The following is a 13389-nucleotide window of genomic DNA, read 5'->3' as shown; positions in this document are numbered from 1 at the left end:
CACGCGGCCGACCTGCGCGCGGAGGGTGCGGACGCGGTGGTGTGCGATCGGGCCCACGCCTCGGTGGCCGGGGGGGCCGGCCACCTCGGCGGCGCCGACGCGGCACTGTTCGCCGCGGGCGCCGGACCGGGCAGCGGCGCGGCCCGCAAGCAGACGGTGGACCGGAACGCGGCCATCCTCCTCGCCGACGCGGCCGAGCGCGCCGGGACGCGCCGCTTCCTGGTGATCTCCGCCATGGGCGTGGACAGTCCGCCGCCGCCCGGCACGGACCCGGTGTTCGCCGCCTACCTGAAGGCCAAGGGCGAGGCGGACGCCGACATCGCCTCCCGTCCGGGACTGGACTGGACGATTCTGCGCCCGGGGATGCTGACCGACGACCCCGGCAGCGGCCGCGTCACGCTCGCCGAGCACACCGACCGCGGCCGAGTACCGCGCGATGACGTGGCTGCGGTGCTCGCCGCCCTGCTCCACGAGCCCAGGACCGCCGGGCGCATCCTCGAGCTGATCAGCGGGTCCACCCCGGTCGAGGAGGCGGTGCGCGCCGTGGCCGGCGGCTGACGCCGCACTCCGCCCTCGCCCGGGTGCGGGTAATCACTCACAGCACTCCCCAGGGTGACGAACCGGGTGGCTCCACGCCTGCGCCCGGCGAGTCAGGAATGCACAGGTCCGGTCGCCCCACGAGTACGGGAGAAAGGATCCACACATATCGGGCACATATCGGGTAGCCGGTCCATGAGCGGGTACGCGACATGCCGCTCGGTTCTCTGAAGGCGTGGAGGGACGGAGTGGTCCCATGGCCGGCAGTCGGGCGCACCGCCTGTACCACCGTTACTCCCGCGGAAAGGGCAGCCTTCCGCGGGGCAGCGCCGGGCGGCACCCCACGGCCGCGCGCGGAGGGCCCCGCCCGCCCGCTCGCACCCCAGCCGACCACGCCCTCCACGAACTGGTCGCGCTCTCCCGCGCCCTGTTCGGCACTGCGGACGAAGTCGAGATCCTGCGCCTGGCCATGGACCACATAGCCGCCGCGGGGCCATACAGTGCCGAGGCCGGATACCTCAATGTGGCCGGCGACCTGGTCCCCAGTCCAAGGGACGGGCAGGTGCCTGCCTCGGCCGTGAGCCGGAGGGTGCGGGAGCTGGCCGGGCAGGACGGCAACGTGACCGTACCCGGCAGGCCCTGGGGCCGGGCCCTGGGGCTCCGCGGACTCGAGGGACTCCACGGCTACCTCGTGGTGACGTCCCGCTCCCGGCCCACCGCGGCCGAGCGATCTCTGCTCGCCACGTTCGTCCGGCACACCGCTGCTGCACTGTCAGTCGCTTTCGCACATCGCCGTCGACTCGAGGACGCGCTGGCGCTGCACCGACTGAGGGACGAACGTACAGCCCTCCAGCGACAGCTGATCTCTGTGGTGGCCGAGCTGGGCTACGAGCGAGCCGTTCACGCGTTCATGGCCGGCGTCGCTGCCTCGGGTGGCGGCGAGGAAGCCGTCACCCGCGCACTGCACGGGCTCACTGGACTTCCCGCGCTGGTCGAGGACCGCTTCGGCCGGCTGAGGTCCTGGACCGGCCCCAGCCGCCCCGTCCCCTATCCCGAACCGGACCCCGTGCGCCAGGACGAAATGCTGCACGCCGTCGCCCGTCAGGCCGGGCCGGTGCGGATAAGGGACCGGCTGATCACCCTCATCCGCCCGCACGGCGAGATCCTGGGCGTGCTGGCCCTGGTCGATGCCCGGCACGAGGCCGACGAGCACACCGTGCTCGCGCTGGAACACGCTGCCGCGTCACTCGCCCCGGAGCTGACGCACCTGCGCAATCTGGCCGAAGCGGAGCTGAGGCTGCACCGCGAGCTGGTGGACGACCTCCTGGCAGGGACGGACGAGGCGAGCGCCTACGCCCGGTCCGAGGCAGCCGGACACGACCTGCACCGCAGCCACTACGTCGTCGTGGTGGAGTGGTCGAACCGGACCGTCGACGATTCCTTCGCACAGACCGTGGGGCGGGCGGCCTCTGCCGTGGGCATGCGCTCGCTGCTGACCCGACGCTCCGACCACGTCGTCCTGGTCACCGACGACAGGCCGCACGCCCGCGCGCTGTACGAAGCGCTCGCCCGGGAGACCGGAACACGGTCCGGGACGATCGGGGTGAGCGCCCCTTCCGACTCCCTGAACGACATCCCCCACCACTACCAGGAGGCCCAGCGCGCCCTGGACGTGCGCCGCCACTCCCGCGAGCGCTACGGCACGTCGTTCTTCGACGAGCTCGGCCTCTACCGCATCCTGGGACCCGGCAACGATTACCAGGAACTGGAGATGTTCGTCCAGGAGTGGCTCGGGCAGCTCATCGACTACGACTCCCGGCACCACGCGACCTTGGTGGAGACCCTGTCCCGGTACTTCGACTGCGGCGGCAACTACGACGAGACCGCGGAATCCCTCGCGATCCACCGCAGCACGCTGCGCTATCGGCTCCAGCGCATCCGCGACATCAGCGGCAACGACCTCGCGAACGTCGAGGACCGGCTGAACCTCCAGGTGGCGACCCGAGTGTGGAAGATCGTACTGGGCGGGCCCGGCTGACGCCTCCTGGAACTCCTGTGGGAGTGGTGTCAGCAGCGCTGCCGCCGGGCGGCGGCATCTCGGGCGGCAAGCGCGGAGGTTCAGGCGTGGCCGCGGCGCTCGAAGCCCCAGGCTGCAGGAACCGGGCTCATGTGTTGGCCTTCTTGATGCGTCTCCAGCAGACAAGAAGGCGTCGTGGGGTTCGGTGCTGCGCGCCCGTGAGCCGCGCGGCACGCACCAGGCGCCCACGGTGGCGCGGTACCGGCCACTCCCTCGGTGCCTGGGGGACAGTCGTCCCGCGTCCGGCGAGCCGCTGCTGCAGCCGCTCGAACGCAGCCTGTCCCGCTCCCGCACCCAGCTCGCCGTGGAGGGCGCGGTCGACGGGCTCGTAGGTCAGCCCAGCACTTCCTCGATCGGGGCGTCGGCGTCCACGTAGCGCACGAGCTTGCGGTTCGCGAATTCCACGATGCCCTCGTCGCCGAGCTCGCGCCCGTAGCCGGAGCGCTTGATGCCGCCGAAGGGCAGCTCCGGTCGGGACGCGGTCGGGTGGTTGATCCATACCATGCCCGCCTCCAGCCGGTCCGCGACTCCGCGAGCACGTTCCGGGTCGGCGGCGAAGACCGCGCCTCCCAGGCCGTAGGGGCAGGTGTTGGCCAGTGCCACGGCCTCGTCCTCGTCGGCGACCCGGTAGACCGTGGCGACGGGGCCGAAGAGCTCTTCCCGGTAGGCCCGCATGTCCGGTGTGACGTCGGTGAGAAGGGTCGGCTCGACGAAGGCGCCCGGCAGGGCGGGCCGCCCGCCGCCCAGCACCACCGTGGCTCCCTTGTCCACCGCGTCACGAACCTGCTCCATCAGGAGTTCGGCCGCGGCCTCGGAGGACAGCGGGCCGAGCGTGGTGGCCGGGTCGACCGGATCTCCCGGTTGCATCTCGCTCATCCGGTCACGCAGCCCGGTGACGAAGGCGTCGTAGACGTCGGCAAGCACGATGAAGCGCTTGGCTGCCACGCAGCACTGTCCGGTGTTGCCCATCCGGCCGAGGAACGCGGCGTACACGGTGCGCTCGAGGTTGTGATCGTCCAGTACGACGAAAGGATCACTGCCACCCAGCTCGAGGACGGACTTCTTGACATTGCGGCCGGCGATCTCGCCCAAGCTCTCGCCCGCCCGCTCGCTTCCGGTCAGTGACGCTCCCTGCACGCGCGAGTCATCGATGATCTTCCCGACGTCTCTGCCCCGCACGAAAAGATTGGTGTAGACCCCGGTCGGCACACCCGCATCCGTGAACAGCTGCTCGAGTGCCAGTGCGGACTGGGGGCAGCTACTCGCGTGCTTGAGCAGGATCGTGTTGCCCAGGACGAGGTTCGGACCCGCGAATCGGACGACCTGGTACAGCGGGAAGTTCCACGGCATCACACCGAGAAGGACGCCGAGCGGCTCGTTCACCAGCACGGCCGTGCCCTCGGGCACCGGCAGGGGTCGTTCTTCCAGCAAGTCGGGGCCGTGCTCGCCGTAGTAGGTGAGGATGTGGGACGCGAGGTCGACCTCTGCACGGCTCGAGTTGATCAGCTTGCCGACCTCGAGGGTCAGGAGGTGCGCCAGTTCCTCCTTGCGCTCCCTCATGAGCCGGCCGGCGCGTTGCACGAGGGCCCCCCGGTCGGCCGTCGACCGGGCACGCCAGTCCGGAAAGGCGTAGTGCGCCGCGTCGATCGCGCGCCCCACGTCCTCCGCGCTCAGCGCCGGGAACTCACGAACCCTTTCACCGGTGTACGGGTTGACCGTGGCGATGGGGCTTCCCTGGGCAGTGACATGGGCGTCCATGACGCCTCCCTGGGGTCGGGGCACCTCGGGTTTCCACGCCCGGGCCCGCTCACACGTGCTGATTCGTCGTGGTCACCGCCGTCCCGTGCGCGGGCGCGGCCCGGGCCGGCGTGGCAGGCTTGCAGGGGGATCCGCGCCGTTCGTCGCAACACAGCAGCGAAGGAGGACGACGCATGGATGAGCAGGAATTCGTCCGTACCGTCGCCGAGCGCACCGGACTTGGCCGGCAGGAGGCGGCGGACCTGACCTGGGCCACGCTCGAGACGCTGGCCCACAGGCTGAGCCCGGGAGAGGCCGGCGACCTGATCACCGAGCTCCCCGAGGGCCTCGCGGAGGCGGTGCGCCGGGGAACCACGGACCGCATCGAGCGCTTCGGCCACCACGACAGCGTGCGGCGCGTGGCCGAACGCACCATGCTCAAGGAGGAGGAAGCCGACCGAGGTGTGCGGACCGTACTGGCCGTGCTCCGCGAGGCGATCAGCGAGAAGGAGTTCAACGACCTGTTGTCGCAGCTCGGAACGGACTTCGCCCAGGCCGTCGAATCCGCCGGGTGACGCCGGGGCCTTCGGCATGGCGCCCGCGGCTTGGACGCCGCGTGTGTGCCGGGGCGCGGTGGGTGATACCCGAGGACCGCTGGTCCTTCGCGGCCGCCATGGCGCGGGGCGCACACGAAGGTGTGGTCATGACGACTGACGTACCCGAGACGTCCCCCCGGCAGATCCGTGCGTGTCGTACTGGTGGCCGACCCCGTCTGCCGTCGAAGATCGCCCGGGCTCTCGACCCCCGTTGCCCGGCCATCAGTCGCGTCTCCGACATCGCCGAGGCCGTCAGAAACCACCTGGACGGTACCGAAGGGGACGTGGCGAAATGGGCCTGCCCTCCGTCCTGTTCAGGATCGCCCTGCGGCACTTCGCCGTGCAGACCGCGATGATCGGTTTCGCGACGGTCCTCTCCTGCGGCGCCGTTGTGTCGGTGATCGTTGCGTTGCGGGATCGCGCACCCGGTCCCGGCGAGCTCTCGGCGCAGTCCGCTCACCCCTCCTGACCTGCCTGCGGCGCATGCGACAGGGCTGTCTGGGAGGCGCGGACCTGGGCACCCGGTGCGGGTGCGCGTGACACGGATCCGCGGCGGACGGGAGGCCCGGGATGTCTGCGGAATCGGCCGGAACGATCGCGCTCCCCTCCGGGGAGGAGATCGCGGCGCTCGGGCAGGGCACCTGGTACCTGGGCGAGGACCCGGCCCGGCGTGAACAGGAGATCGCCGCACTGCGGCTGGGCGTGGACCTGGGGATGACCGTCGTCGACACGGCGGAGATGTACGGCGACGGCGCAACCGAGGAACTTGTCGGGGAGGCCCTCCGCGGACGCCGGGAGGAGGTCTTCCTCGTCAGCAAGGTGCTGCCCGGCCACGCCGACCGGAAGGGCACCGTCGCCGCCTGCGAGGGCAGCCTGCGGCGGCTCCGTACGGAACGGCTGGACCTGTACCTGCTGCACTGGCGGGGACGGTGGCCACTCGAGGAGACCCTGGCGGGATTCACCGACCTGATGGAGGCGGAGAAGATCCGTTACTGGGGCGTGAGCAATCTGGACGTGGCCGACATGGCCGAGCTGACCACCCTCCCCGGTGGCGACGCCGCGGCCGTCGACCAGGTGCTGTACAACCTCTCCCGGCGCGGCATCGAGTGGGATCTTCTCCCCTGGTGCCGCGAGGCCGGGGTGACGGTCATGGCCTACTCCCCGATCGAGCAGGGACGGCTCCTGAAGGTCGAGGCACTGGATGCCGTGGCCCGGGCCGTCGGAGCCACGCCGACCCAGGTGGCACTCGCCTGGGTGCTGGAACAGGGGGTGACCGCGATCCCGCGTTCCGGATCACCCGACCACGTCCGGGAGAACCGCGGCGCGGTGGACCTCCACCTTCCCACCGAGGCGCTCGACGCCCTCGACGAGGCGTTCCCGCCACCCGGCGGGCCCACGCCCCTGGAGATGCTCTGAAGGAGTTGCAGGATGACGCGCCCGCTCGTCGTCGGAATGGGAGGTTCGCTGCGCACCCCCGTCGACCAGCCTCACCGCACTGTGTGTGGCGGTCGAGGGGGCGGCCGATGCGGGCGCCGGCACCCTGGTGATCGACCTCAAGCGGCTGGCTCTTCCGTTCTACACGTCCGAGCACGGGATCCCCCCGTCCGCCCGCCGGCTTGCGGACACCGTGCAGGCCGCCGACGCCCTGCTGTGGAGCAGCCCGACCTACCACGGGTCGGTCAGCGGCGTGTTCAAGAACGCGGTGGACTGGCTCGCCCTCCTGGCCGACCACGACCCGCCCTACCTCAGCAACAAACCCGTGGGGATGCTGACGACCGCCGGTGGGGTGCAGGGCCTGCAGGCGATCAACGCGATGGAGTTCATCGTGCGGTCGCTGCGCGGCTGGGCCGTGCCGCTGGTGTTCGCGGTCCCGCGGTCCTCCCGGGTCTTCGACGGCGACGGACGCCTCACCGACCAGGCGGTCGCGGACCAATTGCGCGGCCTCGGCGCGGAGGTGACCAGGGCGGCCCTGCAGTTCCGGGCGGAGGGCACGTGCGACTACGCGCAGGAGCGGCCGTCCGGGGCCGTCCGGGACTGAGCCGGGCCCTGTCACGCAGGGGCGCCGGGGGCGTGCTTCCTCAGGGCCCCGTCCGCTCCACGGGCCGGTGCTCGCCGCGCGCCTCCGAGCGCCCGGGTGGGAAGTGCGGCAGCACGTGTTCGGCCAGTTCGTCGATCACTTCGGCGACCGGACGGCGGCTGTGCTTGAAGTTGATCATCAGCTGGTCGATGCCGATGTCCTGCCAGGCCCGCATCATCGCCAGGAACGACACCCGGCCCACCGAGAAGCCCTGGTGGATGCGCCGGGGCAGGGCCAGCGGGTCCTCGGTCAGATCCAGATAGGTGGCCTGCGCGTACGGCTTGAACCCACCGCCGTCGCCCCGGGTCAGCTCCCGCCACCGTTCGATGTTCTCGGCCTGCTGCTGGAGCGGCGGGGTGTAGTACAGCCAGCCGTCCGTGTTGTCGGCGATCCACCGGACGTCCTGTCGGCCGCGTCCCGTCATCAGTACGGGGATCCGCCGGTACACCGGCTTGGGCAGCAGATCGGTGCCGCGCATCCGGCCGAGCGGCGACTCCACGTGCGGGAAACGGTGCTCGAGGACGACACGGAAGTACTCCAGCGACTGCCGGAACCTCTCGGCCCGGCCGCCCAGGTCCTGACCGAAGGCCGGGAACTCCACGGGCCGGTCACCGGTGGCCACCCCGAGCAGGAGCCGTCCGCCTGACAGCTGGTCCACCGAGGCGGCCGCCTTGGCGGTGTGCAAGGGATGCCGCAGCGGCATGACGATGCTGGCGGTCCCCAGTGTGATCGAGGTGGTGCGGGCACTGAGCTGACCCAGGTACACCCAGGGGTCGAAGACCTGCCCGGCGTCCCCGAAGCTCGGGTCGAGCAGCGGCACGTCACGGACCCACACCGAGGCGAAGCCGGCCCGTTCGGCCTGCTGGATCCGCTCGATGTGCCCGGCCAGGGACGGCACGGCCCCTTCGAAGCCCTCCAGGGGCGTGATGGCGCCAACGGTCATCCTGCCGCCGGGATACGCCCTGGCCATGGCCGCGTGCTCGGAGAACGGCCGCTGCGCCCCGCCTTCGACGTCCACGGGTGCGCCGGATGAAGGAACTGTCGGTCGTGTCATGCGATCCTCCGGCGATTTCATGCCGAGTCCGAGTCCGAGTCCGAGTCCGCGTCCGCGTCGGACGTGTGCTGAGGTTGCCCAACCGGAGGTCCTCGCGCATCCCCTCGCCGACGTGACGCCGACGTTCCCACAGGAGTTCGCTCTGCGCGCCGGTGGCGGGACGCGGAGACGAACGTGGTGCTGTAGGGGTCCTGGGAAGGCACGGTGAGGTGGTGCGCCGGTGGCCCTCTCCCCGGATCTGTCAGTCGGAGATCCCGCACGTCGCGGAAGAACAGCCCCTGCGGTACCTCGGCCTCCGTGTCGTCCGAGGCGCCCGAGACGCCGGAGGCCGAACCCTTCGGACTCGACGAGTCGACCTCGTCGGTCGTGGCTCCTTCTAGCCCGGGGCGCTGACGAGAGCCTCGAAGTCCCGGGGCAGCTGGGACATCACCTGGCGGAACTCGCCGTCACTGACCGCGTCCCTCAGGGTGCTCAGCTCCGCCCGTACGCCCTCGCGGGCCTCGTCCGGGCTCACCCCTGCTCGCCTGCTCACCCGATTGACGAACTCGTCGAGTCCGAAGCGCTCGGCCTCCGGAGTGGGAGAGACCAGCGGTTCCTTCAGCGGCTTGGGCAGTTCGGACGCGAGGTCCTCCGCCTCACCCCTGGTGAGCCGCTCGGCCAGGGTTTCCAGGGTGGCACGGGTGAGGGGCTCCGCCTTCTCCGGGGGGACGGGGGCGCGCCGGGTGATGGTGTCGAGGAAGGTGTTGTAGTCCATGAGCCGTTCCCTTTCTGAAGCTTTGCAACTGCCTGGCGTGGGACCTGAGACAGCCACCGAAGGGTGCGTCGTGCGTGTGGGGTGGCGGGCTGATGCGCGTCATGGTGCATGCGCCTCAGCACAGCAGAGGCCACTTCCATGCTCGGGACATGGGCCACGCCCTGCCTGCCCCCGACGGGCGGAAAAGCGGCGGGCTCCGTGGACCTCCGAGCACAAGTGCAGACGGCTCCGCCACGGCGAAGGGGACACCGCCGCCGGTCTGCCGGATGTGCGTCAGGGCACCCAAGAGATGATGACCTCGTCAGACAGGGGGCTGGCCCGCCCCGCAGTCCCGCTTCCCCGAGTTGGCCATGTCGTCCGGTCAGCGGCTCTCGTTCGAGGCGCTGCAACGCCGCGCAGCTTCGTGCGGAGGGACGGCCGTACGGCTGACCGGGGGATGCCTGCGCATTCCATGCTGCTCTGCCAGGGTAGGAGGGGGTGTTCTTTTTCGGCCTGGGATGCGGAGGCGCTCAGCAGGCGGGCTCTGCGAATCTCGACCGGTAACAGCCGATGGCGGCGCTGGCGGGAGCGAACGACGCCGTCCGGTTCCCGGTGAGGAGGCGAGAGGCATGGCCGTGATGGGTGTGTCGAAGTTCGAGAGGTTCTTCCGCGCGGCCGCAGGCCTCGACGTGGACAAGAACGACCTGAAGCGGTACGGCGACTTCGTCGACGCCAAGCTCTACGACCTCCTGGTCGTCGGCCAGGCGTCGGCCAAGGCCAACGGCCGGGACACCATCGAACCGTGGGATCTGCCGATCACCAAGGGCCTCCAGGAGAGCATCCACCGGTTCCGGCGGCTCGACGAGGAGGTCGAGCTGAAGCCGATCGTGGAACAGCTCGCCGCGCACCCTCCCCTCGACAGGACACCCACCCAGGAGACCGAAGAGCGTTACCCCGAGATCATCGGCGGTCTCAGTGTCGCCCTCGCCGAGACGTTCACAAGCATCTATCCGGATGTCAAGAACCCGCAGACCAGCCACTGGGACGGCGTGACCGCGGTGTTCGACCGGCTGCTGTAGCAGTCGCGCCCGGGACGGGCCCTTCCGGGTGTCCCTGCCGCTCGTGTCGTACCACCAGCGACTCGTGAAGGGAGTCGTACCGTGACACAGGAACTCCGGGGGATGCGGGTGGGAATCCTCGCCGCCGACGGCGTCGAGCGCGTGGAACTCGACCAGCCGCGCGGTGCGTTGCAGGGCGCAGGGGCCAAGACCGAGATCCTCTCGCTCCATCCCGGCGAGATCCAGGCTCGCCAGTTCGACCTCAACCCGGCGGGAACCTTCCCCGTGGACCGCCTGGTCGCCGACGCCTCCGTCGACGACTACCACGCCCTGCTCCTGCCCGGCGGCACCATGAACCCCGACCAGCTGCGCATGGACCGCGACGCGGTGCAGTTCGTCAGGGACTTCATGGCCAGCGGAAAACCGGTCGCATCGATCTGCCACGGCCCGTGGACGCTGGTGGAAGCCGACGCCGTGCGCGGCCGCCGCCTGACGTCCTGGCCCAGCATCCGCACCGACCTGCGCAACGCCGGTGCGGAGGTCGTCGCCGACCAGGAGGTGGTCGTCGACGGGCAGCTGGTCACCAGCCGCGGCCCGGCCGACCTGCCCGCCTTCTGCGCCGCCGTCGTGGAGCAGTTCGCCCGGGCGCACCATCCCATGCCCGGCTGAACCCAACGGCTTGGCTCCGGAGAGAGCAGGCGGTGCACGGTGGAGGTGGGCCCGCTCGACACCCCATGGGCCGGTCAGGCCTGGCGGTCGCCGCCGTACGGCCGCCGGCCCGTGGCGTCGCGCAGCCGCGTCGAATGTCGCCCGCTACCTCATGCCGGGTCGAACCGTGAGGTAACCCCGCCGCGGACCCGAATCGTCGTCCCGCTCCCTGCCCTCGCAGACCAACCGCCGCTGCCACTTTTCGACCCGCTGGGCGCAGGCGGGGTGACCGGGCGAGCAGTCACTCTGGGGCCTGCAGGGACCACTCGGCGGTCCGCCGGCGGAAGGAGTGGTCATGACCGAGCAGGCCCGCAGGGCCGTTGCCTCGTACTCGACGTACCAGGAAGCCGAACGAGCCGTCGATCACCTCGCCGACCAGGGCTTTCCCGTTCAGAAGGTGGCGATCATCGGTCGGGACATGCGCCTGGTCGAACAGGTGATCGGTCGAATGGGGTACGGCGAGGCCGCCCTCCACGGCGCAGCCACCGGAGCGTTGCCCGGCGTACTCGTCGGCTGGATCTTCGGGCTGCTGAACTGGCTGAATCCGGTCGTCTCCGGTCTGCTCCTCGCCCTGTACGGGCTGATCTTCGGAGCGGTCGTCGGTGCGCTGCTCGGCGTGCTGTTGCACGCGGCCCAGGGCGGCCGCCGGAACTTCGCCTCGGTCCGCTCGATGGAGCCCAGCCGGTACGACGTCATGGTGGACGAGGACGTCGCCGATGAGGCCGTCCGGCTGGTCGCCGGGCTGGACAGCGGGGCCGGCGCGAACACGGAGAGCGCCTCCTCCAAGGGCGGCCGCCCGCGCAGCGACCCCGCCCCCAGCTGAACGAGATTCGAAGCCGGGCGGACAGGGCCCGGAGGATGAACGGTCGCCGACGGACGTCGACCGCCGCGGAAGGAGTTCCTCATGGCCAAGGCAGTGGGCATCGACCTGGGCACCACCAACTCGGTGATCGCCGTGTGGGAGGGCGGCGAGCCGTCCGTCGTGCCCAACAGCGAGGGCAACCGCACGACACCGTCCGTCGTGGCCTTCACCGACACCGGCGAGCGCCTGGTGGGCCAGCTGGCCCGCCGCCAGGCGATCCTCAATCCCAAGGGCACCATCTACTCGGCCAAGCGGTTCATCGGCCGGCACTTCGACGAGATCCCCGACGAGGCCAAGGCCGTCGCCTACGACGTCGTCCCGGGAGAGAACGGCGAGGCCCGCTTCAAGGTGCGTGACAAGCTGTACGCGCCTGAGGAGATCAGTGCCCTGGTGCTGCGCAAACTCGCCGACGACGCCTCCAAGCAGCTGGGGGAGCGGGTCACGGAGGCGGTCATCACGGTGCCCGCCTACTTCAACGACGCCCAGCGCACCGCGACGCGTGACGCCGGACGGATCGCGGGACTGGAAGTGCTGCGGATCATCAACGAGCCGACGGCGGCCGCCCTCGCGTACGGCATGGACAAGAAGCAGCACGAGACCGTCCTCGTCTTCGACCTGGGCGGCGGCACCTTCGACGTGAGCATCCTCGATGTCGGCGACGGCGTGGTCGAGGTGCGTTCCACGGCGGGTGACAGCCATCTGGGCGGCGACGACTTCGACCGGCGTCTGGTCGACTACCTCGCGGACGACTTCCAGAAGGAGAACGGCATCGACCTGCGCAAGGACCCGCAGGCGCTGCAACGCCTGTTCGAGGCGGCGGAGAAGGCCAAGACCGAGCTCAGTTCCGTCACCCAGACCCAGGTCAGCCTGCCGTTCATCACCGCCGACGCCTCCGGGCCCAAGCATCTCACCGACTCGATCATGCGGTCCACGTTCGAGCAGATCACCGGCGACCTGGTGGAGCGCTGCCTCGGTCCGGTCCAGCAGGCCATGGCCGACGCGAAGGTCGGCGAGAGCGACATCGACGAGGTCATCCTCGTCGGCGGTTCCACCCGCATCCCCGCCGTCCAGGCGCTGGTGCGCCGACTGACCGGCGGCAAGGAACCCAACATGAGCGTGAACCCCGACGAGGTCGTGGCCCTGGGCGCCGCGATCCAGGCCGGGGTGCTCAAGGGCGAGGTCAAGGACGTCCTGCTGCTCGACGTCACCCCCCTGTCCCTGGGCGTGGAGACGCGCGGCGGAGTGATGACGAAGATCATCGAGCGGAACACCACCATTCCGGTGCGCCGCAGCGAGACCTTCTCCACCGCCGAGGACAACCAGCCGGCCGTCGACATCGTCGTCCTCCAGGGCGAGCGCGAGCGGGCCGCCGACAACCGGGTCCTCGGCCGGTTCCAGCTCACCGACATCCGGCCGGCGCCGCGGGGCGAACCGCAGATCGAGGTCACCTTCGACATCGACGCCAACGGCATCCTCAACGTCAGCGCGCGCGACAAGGACACCGGCAAGGAACAGGGCATCACCATCAGCGAGAGCTCCAACCTGGACCGGAGCGAGGTCGAACGCATGGTCCAGGAGGCCGAGAGCAACCGGGGCCAGGACCAGGCACTCCGCGAGGCCGTCGACGCCCGCAACGAACTCGACGCGATCGCCTACCAGGTCGAAAAGCGTCTGAACGAACTGGCCGACGCCGCGCCCGCGCACGAGAAGGCGCGCGCCGAGATGCTGGTGGCAGAGGCCCGCGACGCGGTCAAGAACGAGGCCGGAGTGGACAAGACCAGGCCGCTGATCTCCGAACTCCAGCAGGTGTACGCCGGGCTCGCCGCCCACCAGGGCGAAGCCGCGGCGGCGAGTGGTCCGTCGGACAGCCCCGGGCCGGACGGCTCCGGGCAGGGCGGTGCCGGCGCCGACGAAGACGTGATCGACGCCGAGTTCGACAAGGGCTGAGGT

Annotated in this window: 13 protein-coding genes; 10 read left to right on the top strand and 3 right to left on the bottom strand. The window is 70.6% G+C overall.

The window, feature by feature from the left end; all coding sequences use genetic code 11:
* Both ABZ923_RS21415 and ABZ923_RS21410 read left to right on the top strand, forming a co-directional pair.
* On the top strand, nt 1-558 hold a 558-nt coding region (locus ABZ923_RS21415), incomplete at its 5' end, for an NAD(P)H-binding protein (protein WP_361474069.1).
* 235 nt (nt 559-793) lie between these two features.
* Nucleotides 794-2575 carry a helix-turn-helix domain-containing protein gene (locus ABZ923_RS21410; RefSeq protein ID WP_361474066.1) on the top strand — a complete coding sequence of 594 codons (1782 nt, stop codon included), beginning with the start codon at nt 794-796 and terminating at the stop codon, nt 2573-2575.
* 372 nt (nt 2576-2947) lie between these two features.
* Here ABZ923_RS21410 and ABZ923_RS21405 read toward each other — a convergent pair whose 3' ends face one another.
* Nucleotides 2948-4372 carry an NAD-dependent succinate-semialdehyde dehydrogenase gene (locus ABZ923_RS21405; RefSeq protein WP_361474063.1) on the bottom strand — a complete coding sequence of 475 codons (1425 nt, stop codon included), beginning with the start codon at nt 4370-4372 and terminating at the stop codon, nt 2948-2950.
* 173 nt (nt 4373-4545) lie between these two features.
* On the opposite strand from ABZ923_RS21405, the gene ABZ923_RS21400 reads away from it, so the two are divergent.
* The 4 genes from ABZ923_RS21400 to ABZ923_RS21385 all read left to right on the top strand — a co-directional run bounded on the left by ABZ923_RS21400 (nt 4546) and on the right by ABZ923_RS21385 (nt 6985).
* Nucleotides 4546-4926, top strand: a complete 381-nt coding sequence (locus tag ABZ923_RS21400) for a DUF2267 domain-containing protein (protein ID WP_361474060.1) — start codon at nt 4546-4548, stop codon at nt 4924-4926.
* Between the two features lie 313 nt (nt 4927-5239).
* Nucleotides 5240-5416, top strand: coding sequence for a hypothetical protein (locus ABZ923_RS21395; protein ID WP_361474057.1), 177 nt, complete (start codon nt 5240-5242; stop codon nt 5414-5416).
* Nucleotides 5417-5517: 101 nt separating this feature from the next.
* On the top strand, nt 5518-6363 hold the full coding sequence (locus ABZ923_RS21390; protein WP_361474055.1) for an aldo/keto reductase: 846 nt from the start codon (nt 5518-5520) through the stop codon (nt 6361-6363).
* 85 nt (nt 6364-6448) lie between these two features.
* On the top strand, nt 6449-6985 hold the full coding sequence (locus ABZ923_RS21385; protein WP_361474053.1) for an NAD(P)H-dependent oxidoreductase: 537 nt from the start codon (nt 6449-6451) through the stop codon (nt 6983-6985).
* A 40-nt stretch (nt 6986-7025) separates the two neighbouring features.
* Here the strand turns inward: ABZ923_RS21385 and ABZ923_RS21380 are convergent, their stop codons facing one another.
* Together ABZ923_RS21380 and ABZ923_RS21375 are read right to left on the bottom strand one after the other, a co-directional pair.
* The gene (locus ABZ923_RS21380; RefSeq protein ID WP_361474050.1) at nt 7026-8078 is read right to left on the bottom strand and encodes an LLM class oxidoreductase; all 1053 of its coding nucleotides are present in this window, start codon (nt 8076-8078) and stop codon (nt 7026-7028) included.
* Between the two features lie 376 nt (nt 8079-8454).
* A complete protein-coding gene (locus ABZ923_RS21375) occupies nt 8455-8832 on the bottom strand; it encodes a DUF2267 domain-containing protein (protein WP_361474047.1) in 378 nt (125 codons plus the stop codon).
* Between the two features lie 608 nt (nt 8833-9440).
* Between ABZ923_RS21375 and ABZ923_RS21370 the strand changes: the two genes are divergently transcribed.
* The 4 genes from ABZ923_RS21370 (at nt 9441) to dnaK (ending at nt 13386) form a co-directional block, all read left to right on the top strand.
* Complete coding sequence (locus ABZ923_RS21370; RefSeq protein WP_361474044.1) at nt 9441-9890, top strand: DUF1931 family protein; 450 nt, start codon at nt 9441-9443, stop codon at nt 9888-9890.
* An 81-nt stretch (nt 9891-9971) separates the two neighbouring features.
* The gene (locus ABZ923_RS21365) at nt 9972-10538 is read left to right on the top strand and encodes a type 1 glutamine amidotransferase domain-containing protein (protein WP_361474041.1); all 567 of its coding nucleotides are present in this window, start codon (nt 9972-9974) and stop codon (nt 10536-10538) included.
* 334 nt (nt 10539-10872) lie between these two features.
* Nucleotides 10873-11400: a general stress protein gene (locus ABZ923_RS21360; RefSeq protein WP_361474038.1), complete on the top strand. Its 528-nt coding sequence runs from the start codon at nt 10873-10875 to the stop codon at nt 11398-11400.
* Between the two features lie 81 nt (nt 11401-11481).
* Nucleotides 11482-13386: a molecular chaperone DnaK gene (dnaK, locus tag ABZ923_RS21355; protein ID WP_361474035.1), complete on the top strand. Its 1905-nt coding sequence runs from the start codon at nt 11482-11484 to the stop codon at nt 13384-13386.
* Nucleotides 13387-13389 lie beyond the last annotated feature (3 nt).

This window comes from Streptomyces sp. NPDC046881, assembly GCF_040645015.1.
GTDB lineage: Bacteria > Actinomycetota > Actinomycetes > Streptomycetales > Streptomycetaceae > Streptomyces.
This window is presented reverse-complemented; position numbering and strand designations above follow the sequence as displayed.

Coding starts and splice junctions, on each gene's coding strand:
- ABZ923_RS21400 (WP_361474060.1), top strand. CDS start 4,546: ATGGATGAGCAGGAATTCGTCCGTACCGTCGCCGAGCGCACCGGACTT.
- ABZ923_RS21395 (WP_361474057.1), top strand. CDS start 5,240: ATGGGCCTGCCCTCCGTCCTGTTCAGGATCGCCCTGCGGCACTTCGCC.
- ABZ923_RS21380 (WP_361474050.1), bottom strand. CDS start 8,078: ATGACACGACCGACAGTTCCTTCATCCGGCGCACCCGTGGACGTCGAA.
- ABZ923_RS21375 (WP_361474047.1), bottom strand. CDS start 8,832: ATGGACTACAACACCTTCCTCGACACCATCACCCGGCGCGCCCCCGTC.
- dnaK (WP_361474035.1), top strand. CDS start 11,482: ATGGCCAAGGCAGTGGGCATCGACCTGGGCACCACCAACTCGGTGATC.
- ABZ923_RS21405 (WP_361474063.1), bottom strand. CDS start 4,372: ATGGACGCCCATGTCACTGCCCAGGGAAGCCCCATCGCCACGGTCAAC.
- ABZ923_RS21370 (WP_361474044.1), top strand. CDS start 9,441: ATGGCCGTGATGGGTGTGTCGAAGTTCGAGAGGTTCTTCCGCGCGGCC.
- ABZ923_RS21360 (WP_361474038.1), top strand. CDS start 10,873: ATGACCGAGCAGGCCCGCAGGGCCGTTGCCTCGTACTCGACGTACCAG.
- ABZ923_RS21390 (WP_361474055.1), top strand. CDS start 5,518: ATGTCTGCGGAATCGGCCGGAACGATCGCGCTCCCCTCCGGGGAGGAG.
- ABZ923_RS21410 (WP_361474066.1), top strand. CDS start 794: ATGGCCGGCAGTCGGGCGCACCGCCTGTACCACCGTTACTCCCGCGGA.